The sequence below is a fragment of the Thaumasiovibrio clandestinus genome (genome assembly GCF_047250365.1).
Taxonomy (GTDB): Bacteria; Pseudomonadota; Gammaproteobacteria; order Enterobacterales; family Vibrionaceae; genus Thaumasiovibrio.
In genome coordinates this window covers 1-15,467 of sequence record NZ_JBLBVL010000029.1, presented here as the reverse complement: position 1 = coordinate 15,467, position 15,467 = coordinate 1, and the positions used below count along the sequence as shown (strand labels likewise).

13 protein-coding genes and 2 pseudogenes are annotated in these 15,467 nt (G+C 38.9%); 7 read left to right on the top strand and 8 right to left on the bottom strand.

The features are described from left to right. The coding region (locus ACKLNH_RS20020) for a Na+ dependent nucleoside transporter N-terminal domain-containing protein (RefSeq protein ID WP_413114038.1) at positions 1–394 on the bottom strand (394 nt) is incomplete at its 3' end. A gap of 11 nt (positions 395–405) precedes the next feature. After that, positions 406–1,230: a xanthosine phosphorylase gene (xapA, locus tag ACKLNH_RS20015; protein WP_413114037.1), complete on the bottom strand. Its 825-nt coding sequence runs from the start codon at positions 1,228–1,230 to the stop codon at positions 406–408. Between the two features lie 314 nt (positions 1,231–1,544). Between xapA and ACKLNH_RS20010 the strand changes: the two genes are divergently transcribed. After that, positions 1,545–2,468: a LysR family transcriptional regulator gene (locus ACKLNH_RS20010; RefSeq protein ID WP_413114036.1), complete on the top strand. Its 924-nt coding sequence runs from the start codon at positions 1,545–1,547 to the stop codon at positions 2,466–2,468. Positions 2,469–3,145: 677 nt separating this feature from the next. Here the strand turns inward: ACKLNH_RS20010 and ACKLNH_RS20005 are convergent. Together ACKLNH_RS20005 and ACKLNH_RS20000 are read right to left on the bottom strand one after the other, a co-directional pair. Then, positions 3,146–4,174 carry a glycerophosphodiester phosphodiesterase family protein gene (locus tag ACKLNH_RS20005; protein ID WP_413114035.1) on the bottom strand — a complete coding sequence of 343 codons (1,029 nt, stop codon included), beginning with the start codon at positions 4,172–4,174 and terminating at the stop codon, positions 3,146–3,148. Positions 4,175–4,970: 796 nt separating this feature from the next. Beyond that, entirely contained in the window at positions 4,971–5,798 is an 828-nt protein-coding gene (locus ACKLNH_RS20000; protein WP_413114034.1) for an AraC family transcriptional regulator, read from the bottom strand. Positions 5,799–6,101: 303 nt separating this feature from the next. Here ACKLNH_RS20000 and ACKLNH_RS19995 point away from each other — a divergent pair, with 303 nt between their 5' ends. The 6 genes from ACKLNH_RS19995 (at position 6,102) to ACKLNH_RS19970 (ending at position 12,569) form a co-directional block, all read left to right on the top strand. Then, a complete protein-coding gene (locus tag ACKLNH_RS19995) occupies positions 6,102–7,142 on the top strand; it encodes an ABC transporter ATP-binding protein (RefSeq protein WP_413114033.1) in 1,041 nt (346 codons plus the stop codon). Between the two features lie 61 nt (positions 7,143–7,203). Then, positions 7,204–8,079 carry a carbohydrate ABC transporter permease gene (locus tag ACKLNH_RS19990; protein ID WP_413114032.1) on the top strand — a complete coding sequence of 292 codons (876 nt, stop codon included), beginning with the start codon at positions 7,204–7,206 and terminating at the stop codon, positions 8,077–8,079. After that, complete coding sequence (locus ACKLNH_RS19985; protein ID WP_413114031.1) at positions 8,076–8,933, top strand: carbohydrate ABC transporter permease; 858 nt, start codon at positions 8,076–8,078, stop codon at positions 8,931–8,933. The genes ACKLNH_RS19990 and ACKLNH_RS19985 overlap by 4 nt, the downstream gene beginning before the upstream one ends. 28 nt (positions 8,934–8,961) lie before the next feature. After that, a complete protein-coding gene (locus ACKLNH_RS19980; RefSeq protein ID WP_413114030.1) occupies positions 8,962–10,239 on the top strand; it encodes an ABC transporter substrate-binding protein in 1,278 nt (425 codons plus the stop codon). A 78-nt stretch (positions 10,240–10,317) separates the two neighbouring features. After that, on the top strand, positions 10,318–11,109 hold the full coding sequence (locus tag ACKLNH_RS19975; protein WP_413114029.1) for a phosphodiesterase: 792 nt from the start codon (positions 10,318–10,320) through the stop codon (positions 11,107–11,109). A gap of 161 nt (positions 11,110–11,270) precedes the next feature. Next, positions 11,271–12,569, top strand: a complete 1,299-nt coding sequence (locus ACKLNH_RS19970) for a hypothetical protein (protein WP_413114028.1) — start codon at positions 11,271–11,273, stop codon at positions 12,567–12,569. 817 nt (positions 12,570–13,386) lie between these two features. On the opposite strand, the pseudogene ACKLNH_RS20670 reads toward ACKLNH_RS19970, so the two are convergent. The 4 genes and pseudogenes from ACKLNH_RS20670 to ACKLNH_RS19955 form a co-directional block, all read right to left on the bottom strand. Continuing rightward, positions 13,387–13,639, bottom strand: a pseudogene (locus ACKLNH_RS20670) (IS982 family transposase); the annotation flags it as partial. Between the two features lie 98 nt (positions 13,640–13,737). Next, positions 13,738–13,974, bottom strand: coding sequence for a YgjV family protein (locus ACKLNH_RS19965; RefSeq protein ID WP_413114027.1), 237 nt, complete (start codon positions 13,972–13,974; stop codon positions 13,738–13,740). Between the two features lie 44 nt (positions 13,975–14,018). Beyond that, positions 14,019–15,233 (bottom strand): phosphopentomutase, encoded by a 1,215-nt coding sequence (locus tag ACKLNH_RS19960; protein WP_413114026.1) that lies wholly within the window; start codon positions 15,231–15,233, stop codon positions 14,019–14,021. Then, positions 15,233–15,467, bottom strand: a pseudogene (locus tag ACKLNH_RS19955) (deoxyribose-phosphate aldolase); the annotation flags it as partial. The gene ACKLNH_RS19960 and the pseudogene ACKLNH_RS19955, both read right to left, overlap by 1 nt.

The window sequence follows — 15,467 nt, the reverse complement described above, 5'->3', positions numbered from 1 at the left end:
GCACTTTAGCCATGGCTCCGCCGATGATCCGAATGACATATTGCATAACACCCATATGGTAAAGTACTGCAATTAATGCAGAGAAGAACACCACCAATGGAAGAACATTCAAAGCAAATACGAATCCAATACCTTCGACCGAGAAGTTAACTAAACTCCCGAACAAGAAATGTATGCCAGCTTTACCGCTATCAAGAACAGCATGAACACCATGTGACATACCTTCTAGAACAGCGCGTCCCAATGGTACATACAATACCAATGCACCAATACCGAGCTGTAATAGAAAAGCAGTACCAACTGTACGCAAGTTTATCGCCTTGCGATTAACCGATACGGCATAACCGATGCCTATTAAGGCCGCTATACCTAAAAACCCTACTGCAAACATAATGTTCCCTTAGCTTAGAAGTGCTTAGCCATGAATGACTTAATTAACTGGATAAAGTCGGCTTCTGCTAGTTTTGCACACTTCAAGGTTTGATCGTGCGAGAGCTCTACATCACCAAGGCCTTCGGCCATATTTGTAATGGCACAAACTGAAAGAACAGGCAGACCACAGTGCGCCGCAGAAATAACCTCAGGAACAACCGACATACCAACAACATCACCACCAATGATTTGCATCATTCTGATTTCAGCAGCCGTTTCGAAGTTAGGACCTGTATATGAAACAAACACGCCTTGGTTAAGGTGAATATTATTTGTTTCCGCGACCTCTAATAGTTCACTGCGTAGTGATTTGTCATAAGCATTTGCAAGACTAAAGAAACGAGGACCGTATTCTTCATCATTGGCGCCAGTCATTGGAGACTCAGGCATAGTATTAATGTGATCATGGAAAACAACCAACGAACCAACATCAATGCGCTCTGGGCGAAGAGACCCAGCGGCGTTTGTCACCAATAGGAACTCACATCCGAGCTTTTTAAAAGTTCTTACTGGGGTTGTCATCACTTTCATCGACTGATGCTCGTAATAATGCCCTCTGCCTTTCATGCAGACGACATCAACACCGTTCATTGAACCAAGAACCAACTCTCCAGAGTGACCTTCAACGGTGCTGACTGGGAATCCATCTAGTTCTTCATATGAGATAGTAACCTTGTCAGCCAACTCATCTGCGATAACACCTAGGCCAGAGCCAAGAATGAAGGCCGCTTTTGGCTTAAAACCAGGTTTTTTTTCCAGAATGGTTTGCAACGCGTTTACAACAGGATCGTATGTCATTTTTTTACCCATATTTAGTGTGTAATATAATTTGTTCGTCAGTAGATTACCGAAATGTCACCATCGGATGATTGGGAAAAACATAGACATCATCCTTTTTTTAAGGATAATCAGGAGCATTCACGGATGATAAAATAAGTACAAACAGCATCTTTTGTGACCAAACGCATAAGAAAAGTCATTGACAAACTATCTATGATGTGTGGCGCAAGGCTTAAAAATGAGATCTCGTACAAATACAGGCCTCACTTTTAAATGCTGCTTTATTTACTTTTGTCCAAAAACCTTCGCTTCGTCACAAAAGGAGTAAATTGGTGATAAAAGATAATGCCATTTTGATGGAACGTGTCACTTTGAAGATGTTGCGCTATTTCGTCGCTGTTGCTGAAACAGGGCATTTTGCTAAGGCCGCAGAACGTCTGAATATAACGACATCGCCATTAAGTGTGCAAATTAAAGAATTAGAATCCACCCTTGATGTTGAATTACTGATTAGAAACTCACGAAATGTACATCTAACTGCATCTGGTGTAGCACTTCATAAAGAGTGTGAACAAATATTCAAAGCGCTTGATCGCTCTTTAGCTAAGGTGAAAAGAATAGATCGTGGACAAAATAGTACACTGAGGATTGGGTTGGTAAGCTCTGCATTTTGGGCAGGATTTACTGGTATGCTGTCGAGCTTTAGACTCCTTTATCCTAACTATTTAGTTGAGATTATTGAATTGTGTCCAGAGTCCCAGAAAACTCAATTAATTGAAAAAAATATCGATATTGGTGTTTGTCGCTTTCCTGATGCACTGAACATACATCCGATGAGATCTCTCCGAGTGACAAGTGAAGACTTTATTGTTGCTGTCTCTGACCGTCACCCTCTTAAAGATAGAAAACTCATATCAATCGCTGAACTTTGCGATTATTCATTTAGCTTTCTTGCAAGAAGAAACTCAGCATCTGCTGATATAATTATTAATGCATGTGAGCATGCTGGGTTTATACCATCCATTGACAACGAATTCATCGAACCAAATACCTTAATGGCATACGTCGCAAGCTTTCAAACGATAACCATAATTCCGTCAAGTTTTCGTAACCACAGGTGGAACAACATTCGCTTCATTAAATTAAAAGAAAGACTACCAGCTAGCTTGTGTCTGGTTTACGATCACCGCTCTGCTTCACCTATAACCAAATCGTTTATCGATATGTGTAATGAATCAGAAAAAAAATGGCTTTGACTTCAAATGCGAGTTTATAAATGTAAGGTGTACCCCGAACTATTATTTAGAGATTATCTCGCTAATTAAGTGTCTACTACAATTAGATACGGCGTACTGTTTATGCAAACAATGAAAAACTATGATGGTAAACCCTGATATTCATCTTGATGAAATATAAGGGATATGAATTAAAAAAGCTCGGATGTTCTAACCGAGCATTGTTACAACGTAAGGAACAGCTATGGTAACGAATAATTAAATAACCAGACATAAGTAGCGGCCAAACTAAGCGTCCAGCATCATTAGGAATGCCTGCTTTATGAGCAGATCTGATTATAATCTTTCATGCTTTTTTATGTAGGCACAAATCCTTTTTGAAGTGACTGATTTTTTAATTCTAGTACATTAGATCTGACTATTTATTGTTGTAGAGAGTAATCTTTAACCTTAAAATAAGTAGGATAAATAGCACGAAAGGTTAGCTAAACTTACTAGAATAACTTTCAAATAATTCCTGAACCTTATTCCAACACCATGTTCCACAAGACTTTTTTCGATTATTCATGCAGCGATGTTGTATAAACAACGTCGCTGCATTATAATTACTCAGTTGGTCTGCCGTATTTAAATATATAGTTAGAAGTAATATAAAACTACCCAACTATGTGCATACCAATTGTAGTTCATCAGCCAAATTAATTATAAGGCTGACGGTAACCATTTTCTGCTAACCATTCCATAGCAAATTCAGGCTCATCGGTTTGAATCATCGTCGCTCCTTTATCAGCCCAAAAACCGTATACTTCAGAAGGCAAGTATGCATAAACTGCCATTTCATCGCCACGTCCACCAGAGCGCAGGCCCGCTTGTTCACGGTATGTGTATAGCGTATTGATCCACATATGAGCATTATGTTCTGTTGCTAAGCTCTTTGCTTCATCACTGAATAGTACACCACCATCCATAGTGATTTTACTATCTGGAGCATGGTAGTTACGAAGCTGAATTGCAGCAGGACTAAACTCTTTTAAAGAGGCTTCAACTACATCTAGCCCAACGTGTGAATCATAAAGGTTGGCCATGAAGTAAGCTTCAGTTTCGCCAAGATCAGCAATCATCGTCGTTGCTGCTTCTCGTTGCTCTTCGGTATTTTGATTAATCGTTGCCATAAGATGGTTTTCTACTCCAACCTCACGTGCAAGTTCGAACATTTCTGGGAAGTATTCGACACCGATTTTATTATCTAAGTTAAGAAGAATCTGGCCTTTGATGGCTAGGAAAATTTCTTCAAGGGTTAGAATTCTGTCTTCTGTAACAATTCGGTTTTGTCCCAAATTATCAGTAATGACTAGATTACACTTTTTCAGCTCTTCCCATAGCATCTCAGCAACTTCGCCAGTACAGGTAGTTGTACGATCAAGAGTTTCATCATGCATGCCAATCAATACACCGTCTTTAGTTTTACGGATATCTTGCTCGATTGCTTCAATGCCCAGTTCAATCGCTTTTTTAATTGAGGTTAATGAACCTTCAGCGTAAACAGGTTGACCATCTTTCATCCATAAACCACGGTGCGCCACTATCATTACATGGTCACGGTGCTCATTGGCATTTTCTAACCGTTCAAGTATCTGATCTGCATAGGTTGTGTTTGCGAAAGCACTACATGAAGCCATAGTGATAGCGACAGTAAGAATTGTTTTTGATAGATTTTTTATGCGCACGATATTCTTCCTTTTGCTCAATTAATGTTGTTTCGAGGTGCAAAATAATTGATCGGAATAAAGGGAGGTTCAATTGATTCATTGCAGAAATCAAACATGAATCACGAAATATGCATAAGGAATATAAATTTAAATCTATCTTTTGCATTCAATTAGACTTCCCTCCTCAAGCATAGACACAAACAGGCAGCATGACACAACAATACACCACACTACTAACAACGCACTGGCAACCTTGGTGCAACATTTGCCGTGAGATTTCTTTGGGATAGAGAAGAAATAACTTTTACTATTTAGTGCAAAATAAGTAGTAGCGGATATGCACAGTGTTCTATCGGATTAAATTCATTAGTATTGACAGTTCTCTGACCTCCTTAGGGATAATATCAACTTGTTTAGACGTTTTTACGCCAGTGAAATGCAGTAAATACTAACAAGCTGTGAAAATCTTCGCTTAGGTCGAGTTCGATAGTCTCACAAAGTAAATCAGGATTAATAAATTTACTGTCACGTTGCAAGTGTAAACGATGGTTTCAGGCTATCATTGGATGATTTCGTATCGACGAGCTATTCCACTTCATTAAAAAGACAACCTTGAGCTGGTAACTTATCACTCAGTGGGAGGTAACGAGTTGAAACTGAGTTCACATTTCTACAATACGTGACTCAAATTAAACAGTGACATTTTTAAGCTAAGCAATCGATATCGGCTTGAACCTCATGAGCATTACCATCTATTTAACGTTTCAGAAGTTAATTTCTGTAATAACTTAATAAATATAGTTACTTACAATTCCTATCCCCTACCTTTTTTTCTGTATGTTGAGGGTGATAGTGAATACCACTTTTTAAAACAGGTACTGAAATTTGCGGCGTTTGGGTACCCAACAGTCTCACAAATAATTTGGATCGGAACATCTGTTCCTTTAAGCATCTGACTTGCATGCTCCATTCGTATTTTTGTTAGTTCTGTTTTAGGTCCATGGCCTAGGTATTGATCACAGAGTCGAAATAGTTGTGTTTCTGAGCAAGGAAAGAGCTCAGCAAGCCCAGCGACTGTCCAGCCCTTATGCAGTTGCCTTTCAACCTTTTGAAAAAGATGTGCTAACCGTACTTCAGCCTTATCGCGTTGCGAAGGTAAACTGTTTTCAAGGATCAAACGCATTTGTTTAATATGGAGTTTGAGCAACTGTGAGTCTAAAGCCTCATGACTCCTAATAATTTGCAAGTTACGAATGGTGTTATTTAACAATATCCCATTTGAGCAGTTTCTAAACTCTGCCGTTTGAGGCAAGTCTAAAATTAACTCATTGTCTTTTGTTGCTAGCCATGCGATGTCCCATTTATGCCCTGTTAAGTTAATACTATGTGGGGAATAGCGTGGCAGGTAGGCAACCATATTTTCTGAGAGGTCTGTGGAATCGTCATTGGTTTCTATACAACCCTCCCCTTGAACGCTATATATAATCATGTATTTATCAGGTAGGCTCCGACAAATACTAAATAGTTCCCTAGCAGTGGCAAATCCACATTCAAATAGCCCTCCATCAATCAGTTCAGGTAACTGAAGTGAATTAACCATATATTGCGTTGTTTTTTCAGATATATGAATTTTTTGAGACATAACATTGGTAGTTTTGCAAAAGTTTTAGGTTGAAAATCATAAGTATAAAATGGCCAGTTACGGTATGATGAAAGTCAAATTTCAGTACGTTGCTTTTAACAAAACTTGAAATTTTTGAACTGAGTCAAAAATTTTATGACTATTTATTCTGAAAATTAGAAGTAACCCAGTGCAATGTTATTGAAACATGTTACTTGTACAGTATTAATCAGCTTAGCTGTTTTTAAATCAAAATGTCTAATTACTGCTAGTAATTGCATTTACAACTACTACAAAAAGTGAACACCGTTGGGAGAAAGGGAAATGCAAACGGGACTAGAGCTAAAAAATATAACGAAGTCTTGGGGAGACACGACAGCTCTTAATAATGTCAACTTAAAGATATCGGAGGGCTCATTTACAGCGTTGTTAGGGCCTTCCGGTTGCGGTAAATCGACAACATTAAGAATAATCGCTGGGTTAGAAAAGCCAACCACGGGCCAAGTCTTTATCAATGGACAAGACGTAACGGATCAAGGTCCAGCAAACCGTGATTTAGCAATGGTATTTCAAAACTATGCCTTATTCCCTCACTTGACTGTGTCAGAAAATATTGAGTTTGGGATAAAGCTAAGAAAAGTACCGAAGGCAGAAAGGGAAAAGAGGCTAAAGAATGTTTCTGAACTGTTATCTATATCGCACTTAATGGATAGAAAGCCAAACCAGCTATCAGGCGGTCAACAACAGAGAATAGCATTAGCTCGAGCTATCGTCTCAGAAAGACCTATTTGTTTGATGGATGAACCACTTTCAAATCTTGACGCAAAATTAAGGCAAGAAATGCGAGTAGAGCTTAGAGCTTTGCAAAAGAAGCTCGGGCTAACCATGATTTATGTTACACACGATCAAACTGAAGCTATTACCATGGCAGATCAAATTGTTCTAATGAACAACGGTAGTGTAGAACAAATAGGTAGTGCGCGGGAGATGTATGAACAGCCAACTACGACCTTCTCTGCAAAATTCATCGGCAACCCGCCAATGAACATTATAGCTACTAATGATGTCATCTCACATAGTGCGAAAAATCTAAAACCATCAATTAATAGTCTATCCTCGAGTAACTCCTTAGGAATCAGGCCGGAAGATATTACCTTAACTGGACCAGAGGACGGTGTAATTAGTGTGATTGATAATATTGAATATTTGGGTTCGGATTCATTTGCAAAATGTTCAATAGGTACATCATCAGCGTTAGTGAGGCTCCCAGGCTCCAGCAAGCTGGCCGCAGGCGAGTGTATCAATCTAGGTTTTGATTTGAATAAATTGATCTCTTTCGATGACCGAGGTAATAGTTTCCGCTAAGTAGGTGTATTGAAGTTACATACTAATTACTCTGAACTTTAACAGTTATGGACTCCCGACAATGTATAAAAAACAATGGATTTATGGCTGGATATTAACTGCCCCAGCATTAGCTGTATTGTTAATATTCACTCATATACCCGCAGTTAAAACGTTAATTTCAAGTTTTTTTTCAACAGCGACTCGTCGAAGACCTTCTGAGTTCGTCGGATTAGAAAACTATGAGCTATTACTCAATGATGATGTTTTCTGGACAGCACTGATTAACAATTTTTGGTATGCCGTTGCAACAATACCGACAACGATAGCTTTGGCGATCATTATGGCATTGTGGGTAAACAACAACCTTAAAGGGCAGACTTTTCTTAGGATCTCGTTCTTTGCACCGACTGTTCTCCCCTTAATTGCCGTTGCAAATATCTGGTTGTTTTTCTATACCCCTGGATTCGGTTTGCTCGACCAAATAAGAATGTTCTTTTTCGATGTACCAGAAACTAACTGGCTAGGACAAAAAACTACAGTCTTACCGGCGATCATTACGGTAGCAATTTGGAAAGAAGCAGGCTTCTTTATGATTTTTTATTTAGCAGCTCTGCAAGCGATTCCGCCTACCTATAAAGAGGCAGCAGATATTGAAGGTTGTAGTAAATGGCATTTCTTTTGGAAAATTACTTTCCCATTGCTCATGCCAACAACACTATTTGTAATGGTTAATGCTGTTATAAATTCATTCAGGTTAGTGGATCATATCTTCATTATGACAGGAGGAGGGCCTGATAACTCTTCATCACTATTGCTGTATTATATTTATGAAGTAGCCTTTAAGTATTGGGATACATCATATGCATCAACATTAACCGTGGTCCTACTGTTAATTATGTTTACTATTGCAATCGGTCAATTTTTATTCCTTGATCGTAAGGTGCACTACAGATGATTAGAGCATTATATTTAAATAAAATGTATAAGCTTTCTTTTACTCGGTTGTCGTTTGATAAATTACTTAACAACACCGCAGCACTTTGCTTGGCATTGCTATGGGCGCTACCGTTATTGTATGTCATATGGACGGCTTTTCATCCCAGTGAATATGAGGTTAATTTCCACTTATTTGCACCTTTTACCTTAGATAATTTCAGAGAAGCTTGGAATGCAGCCCCTTTTAGCCAGTATTTTCTAAATACGTTTTTCCTCGTTAGTATCATTTTAGTGTGTCAATTCGTTCTCTGTACACTTGCCGCATATGCTTTTGCGCGGTTCAAGTTTCCAGGCCACAATATTGCTTTCACATTGGTATTGGTACAGCTTCTCATTATGCCGGATCTATTAATGGTCGAAAACTATCAGACCATCAGGGCAATAGGCATGATGGATACGATAACAGCAATTGCCCTACCGTATATGGCATCAGCCTTTGGGGTATTCCTTCTGAGGCAGACATTTAAACAAATTCCGCTAGAACTCGAAGAAGCCGCTAGGGTCGAGGGAGCAGGACCCCTGCAAATATTGTTGAAAGTATACGTACCGCTGGCGATACCAACCTATTTGGCTTATGGGTTAGTTTCAGTTAGCCACCACTGGAACAACTTTCTATGGCCATTAATTATCACCAATTCAGTCGAAACAAGACCTGTCACTGTTGGCTTATCTATTTTTGCCTCTACAGATTCAAGTGTCAGCTGGTCGATTATCAACGCAGCGACATTAATGACATCAGCACCACTCTTGATTGGATTTATTTTGTTCCAAAGACAATTCGTACAAAGCTTTATGCGTGCGGGTATTAAATAACTAATTGATAAAAATCAAAAGGTTTAAAATGAAACTTAAATTAAAGCTATTTTCATCTTTAACACTTTCGGCTCTAATGACTACTTATGTTTATGCAAAGCCGATTGAACTTGAATTTTACTTCCCTGTTGCTGTTGGGGGAAGTGCAGCGCAGCTTATTGAAGAACTCTCTAGCGAATACGCAAGTGCAAACCCAGAAGTAAACATTAACGCCATTTACTCAGGTTCGTACAACGATACTTTGTCAAAAATGATGGTAGCCGCTAAAGGGGGTAATGCTCCACAGCTTACAGTCGCAGTAGCTTCTGCATTACCAACACTAATCGAGCAAGAACTTATTGCCTCATTTGATAGCGTTGTTGAAACAACAGAAGAGCAGGATTGGCTAACGTCATTCTATGATGGATTCCTTGTTAGTGGTCTCTATGAAGGTGAAACCTATGGTATTCCGTTCCAGAGATCGACGCCTATTATGTATTGGAACAAAGATGCCTTCGCTGAAGTTGGCCTAGATCCTGAGACTCCGCCAAAGAACTGGGATGAGTTGGTGGCATTTGCATCAAAATTGACTCACAAAAACGATGGGGGCCATGTTGAACAGTGGGGTCTTAGAATTCCAAGTGCTGACAACTGGTTATTTGAATCTTTTGCTATTCAAAATGGTGTAAAGCTGGCGAATGCCGAATTCAATGAAGTTTACCTCAACGATCCTCGTACTGTCGAAGCATTAGAGTTCTTTGTTTCTCTATCAAAAGAACATGAAGTTATGGCGCCAGGAGTAATTGACTGGGGATCAACTCCGCGTTCCTTCTTGGAGGGCCACAGCGCTATGATGTTTAATACAACCGGAAATCTATCCAATATCCGCCAGAACGCATCGTTTGACTTTGGTGTTGCAATGTTACCCGGGAAGGTACGCAGAGGCTCCCCAACAGGTGGAGCAAACTTCTATTTGCTCGAAGATTCCACGCCTGAACAAAAGAAAGCATCGCTCGATTTTGTTCGATGGATCACTTCCCCACAACAAGCTGCTCGCTGGGCGATGGGAACCGGATACGTAGCTCCTTCTCCCAAAGCTTGGGAAACGGCCCAATTAAAACAGTATGTTGAAGAGTTTGCTTACGCAAAAGTGGCGCTAGAACAGCTTGAATATGCACACCCTGAGATTACCACTTTTGAATTACCTCGCATTTTATCATTATTTACCAGTGCCCTGCATGCTTCTTTAACTGGAGATAAAACCCCTCAAGAAGCGTTGGATCAAGCCCAATCACAAGCTGATCGAATTCTTAGGAATTACAAATAATCTTTGTTCGGGTGCTTTCAACGCAGAGCACCCACTTTATCTATCTTTACTCAAGATGAAACTATTGGCCTAATAGAAATGTTAATTGCTCAAGTTACAGATATTCATATTCAACCGCATGCCTCTCTTTTGAAAGGCCGCATTGATACATACCAAAAATTAAAAAATACAATAAATCATTTAAACCGTTTCCATCCTGTCATCGACTTGGTTGTAATTACAGGAGACTTAGTCGAAACAGGAACTAGAGAAGAGTATGAATTACTCAATACCCAATTAGACAACCTTGCTATACCCTACTTTGTTGTACCGGGTAACCATGATGATCATGACTTCTTGAGAAGATCACTTAGAAGTTCAGTAGGATATACACATACAGGACCCCTTCATTTCCAAACTCAACAGCAAGGCCTTAATCTTATTGGCTTAGACACTAGTGACCAAAACTCACCTAAGGCCGAGTTTGGTGCTGAAAAGCAAGCATGGTTTAGACGAGCACTTGAAGATAGTACTACAATGGATACTATGATATTCATGCACCATCCTCCGTATCTAACCGGAATTAAACATATGGATGATATGGGATTCCCGAGTGCGGATGAAGAGTTCTGGTCAATAGCCAAAAACTATCCAAACATCATGCATGTTGCATCAGGGCATATCCACAGAGCAATTGATTCTACATGTCATGGGGTACCCGTTAGCACCGGGCCTAGTTGTTGCCACTCAGTGAAACTCGATCTTTGTAAAGAAATGGAGCCTTGCTTTACTTTGGAGCCACCAGCAATTAGGTTATTTAAATATAATGATGGCCAATTAAATTCATTTTTGTCTTATATATTGCCATCAGAAAATATTCTCTTTAAGTAAAACAAGATAAGAATGTAATTATTCCTTAGTTCTATAAAAAGCTTGCATCTGTAACAATATACCTTGAGAGTTATTTTTCAGACAATTTTAATCTACACTTGTTCATTGCTAATTGACCTAAGTTTTGTTGATGTCGCCTGCATTGCTGGATGTAAAGAAGTATGATAACAACCGTTGACATTGAACGAGAATATATTGATATAAACTTCTATGTTGGGAAGTCAAGAGTTTCTGACATTGAGATTTATTTATGTATACCTGCTGAAGCAGACATCAATGACGACACGTATGATATCGATGACTTCTACAAAAACAAAAGCTCAAGATATTTTTATCATATCACAAAGGTTAAGGCACCTTTGCTATCTCAAACTCTGCGCGGCACCGATCCAAATGTTGATTTGCCGGTATTTGTCCGAGCTTACAATGCTCATATTAAACGCCTGACGCGAGAACAAGAACCTAAAAAAAATAATATAGATAAAATACTTAAAGAAATCGATGAGCTTCTGAGTTTATTGAGAGCACTCAAAGTACAGAAGGGTGTCTTAAAAACATATAGAGACAGCGATGAGATCTGCACATTTCATACAGAACAAGTACTACTAAAGTGGATCGAATCACATAGCAAAAAATATGATATGTCCAGTGTTGTCTCATTCATAGAAAAGCAAAGATATCATAGAGTTAAAACGTATGGCAACGCTAGTAACAAGGATGCAGTCAGGCGAATAACATATAAAGAGAACATTCTGACACGATTCGTTGAGTTGAATAAATGTATCAAACAACTAGGAAACATTCGAGAACAATTCGCGTTCAGCTTGAGCGCGTTTCTATCGATGTTTTTTACAACAGCTATTGTTTTTTATTTTCAAAATGGATATGGCACACTGTCTATCAATGTCTTCATAATTCTTTGTGTTAGCTATATATTCAAAGACAGATTCAAAGAGTTATTTCGTAACTATGTATTGAGAAAATTAGGTCGTGGGAAGTTTCAAAAAGTCATCAAACTTTCCGACAACACGGGTCGTAGTATTGGCTCCATATATGAGATGGCAGAGCTAAAGCCTTTACCGCCAAACTTAAAAGCAATCCGCTCAGTAGGTTCTAAATCAAAAAGAATTAACGACGAAACTGCACTGTATTATAAGAAACGCTATGTGACAAAAAATGATTTTATTAACAACTTTACTCACATCAGAGAAACAATAAGTCTAAACATAGATGATATACTGAAGCGACTTCCTGCTAACTCTTTAGCATATAGCAGCTTGGATGGTAACAATGTGATAACAGAACATACTAATCAAATATATGACCTTAATATTATTATCGTGGATAATAATAAAGATATCCGTCGACATCGAGTCAAGATAGCCAATGGACAGATACGAAGTCTATCTAGGGTTGCTTTACCCAATATGGTAAAAAATATCAATAAAATATTAAGGTAGGTTGTTGAAAAACTCAGAAGGCAATATCGACCTACTAGTCTGATGGTGACCTTTAGTGGTTCGGTTAAATTGGCCACGATTTTAGAATATTCCCATACAATCATATTTAATCATAAGAAACATTTATCAGACGAAAGGTTATTAGATCTTTAACCCTAATAAGGCTTTGTCAAAAAACGAGTTACGATGCCTCAAAAATGTGCGTGATCACCAAGCGATTCTGTCATATCGTAACTAACAAGGAAATGTGGCGAGAGTCACCCCCTTCAAGCTAAACTGTACAGAGAAAACGAAAGAAAGTTTCTTACAGCAACTAGTGCCGCATAGACAGCCAATCACAAAATTATCAGCTTATGGTTGTTTTGCCCAATATCAAGATATGGTTGTTTTTTCTTAATCCACTGTATTAATGGAATTTCTTATTATCACTTTATGGTTGTTTCTACATTATATGTAAAAACAACCATAAGTTGATTTTACGAAGCCATACACTGAAATAAAAACAACCATACCTTGAAAAGCTGAAAAAGCTGAAAAAGCTGAAAAAGCTGAAAAAGCTGAAAAAGCGTACGATGCTTAAGTAAGTTTACTACAGGTATGGTTTTTTTATGAAGAAACGAATTCTAAGAAACTCATCAGACAAAAACATATCTCGGTTTGTCAGCCTCGCCTGCTTCAAGCTTAAACTCAACGCTTAGGGTTCTTCTTGTACGTTTAGTCATAATCTCACCTGCTTACTTCAAAGGTAATGATATAACCTCTAACTAAGTGACCAAATTCAGCGTACCACTACAGCGTCCATTACATCACTACATTATAGAAAGCGGGTATAACTAAACAACATTGGAAATTCACTCTTGTGATATCGATGAATAATACCAAGATAGAATAAGTCACGTTGGTGTGACATATGGAAAGCAATAATGATGGTCAGTACTTCACTTTCGGACATTCGGCTTTTGCGATTACATTTATGCTCGCCAGTTTCAATTTGAAGTTTTTTCCACTGAGATAAAAAAGCCTTACAAAAATCTTCGACACAGCAAAAATAGGTCGGTTAACTTTCTCATTGCTGGTTCCTTTGCGATGATTTCCTTCTTGGTCGAAAGTTCTAATCGTAGAACCAGCGTTTAGTTCCCTTCTATTTTTTATCCCGAGTTCAGATTAATTATACTGATGGAACAGGGCTATTTTTTGATCTGTACGTCTTCAACAAATGATAAGCATTAAATAAAGAACAAAAAATATTTGTTACAATAATTGGGTTGGCTTGCAATAAAATACCGTAGATTAAAAATGCAACACTCGCGAAAAGTCCATATACCCTTAGTTTATTCATGTCCTTCATAAAAAATGAAAGCGCAATAAAAAATGAAGCTATATAGCCAATCAAATCAATAATCATGTTCAATCCTTTCTTTGTTTACGTTTGGGGTAATATAAATAGAGTTACAACTCAGTCATAAATGACGTACCATGCTGACCGGACGCCAACCCAAAATGTTGTGAGAGTGTTTGTCCTATGTCCGCAAAACTATGCCTTTTCCCGATATCTCCTTTTTTTAGATTACGCCCTAACGCGAGAATTGGAACAAACTCTCTTGTATGGTCTGAACCTTCCCAAGTAGGATCACATCCGTGATCTGCCGTAATGACTAAAACATCGTCATCGACTAAGATATCGAGCAATTCAGGTAACCTAGAGTCAAAGTACTCTAGCGCTTTTGCATAGCCTTCGACGTTTCGTCGATGCCCATATTCAGAATCAAAATCAACGAAGTTAGTAAAAATTAAAGCATCTTCGTTAACCGTTTTTATTTGCTGTACTGTTACATCGAATAGCTCTGGGATCCCTGACGCTTTCACACTCTCATCAATACCTGAACCAGCAAAAATGTCAGCAATTTTTCCAATACCAATAACCTTTGCTGTATTGCCATTATGCAGGCGATTTAATAGGGTCAGATCATGGGGAGAGACAGACAGATCTTTTCGATTCTTTGTTCTTGAAAATTTACCCTCGCAACCAAGGAACGGCCTCGCAATAACCCGTCCAATATTATAACCATCCAATTCTTCTCGAATAAGCTGACATAGTGCGATTAACTGTTCTAAGCCAAAATGCTCCTCATGAGCAGCAACCTGGAACACAGAATCTGCTGATGTGTAGAATATAGGTAAACCAGTATCAATATGCATCTGCCCAAAGTCTTCGAGGATCTGGGTTCCTGATGCATGACAATTACCAAGAGAACCTGTGATACCAGCTTTCTGATAAATATTAGATAGCAACTCTTCAGGAAAACTATTAGTTTTACCCTCAAATAGTCCCCACTGAAAAGTCACAGGGAGGCCCATCATCTCCCAATGCCCACTGGTTGTATCTTTACCCGATGACAATAGTGCTGCATATCCGAAAGTAGCCGCTTCGAGTAGTGCATGATCTTCTAATGGGAACGTCGAAGATGAGGCTGATTTTAGCACTTCACTTAAACCCATGGCTGTCAGGTTCGATAACTTCAACGCCTTGGTCGATGTATTGCTATTACAATAAGCGGCAATATGCCCTAAGGTGTTTGCGCCCACATCACCAAATTTAGCCGCATCCTCTGTCGCCCCTACACCAAAAGAGTCTAACACCAACACTATTGCACGCTTCGGCATCAGTAACCTCCTTCTAATATATTGGCCTCATCCTTCAGTGCCGCAAGCAAATTGCTCAGTAAAGACGATGCACCAAATCGAAAGTTAGCGGCTGATACCCAATCACTTCCCATGATTTCATCTGTCATGGCTAAATATTGTTGCGCTTCTTGCGCTGTTTTTACTCCACCGGCCGCTTTGAAGCCAACTTGCTGCTCTGCTGTCGTTCGTTTTATTGTCTCCAGCATCGTCCTA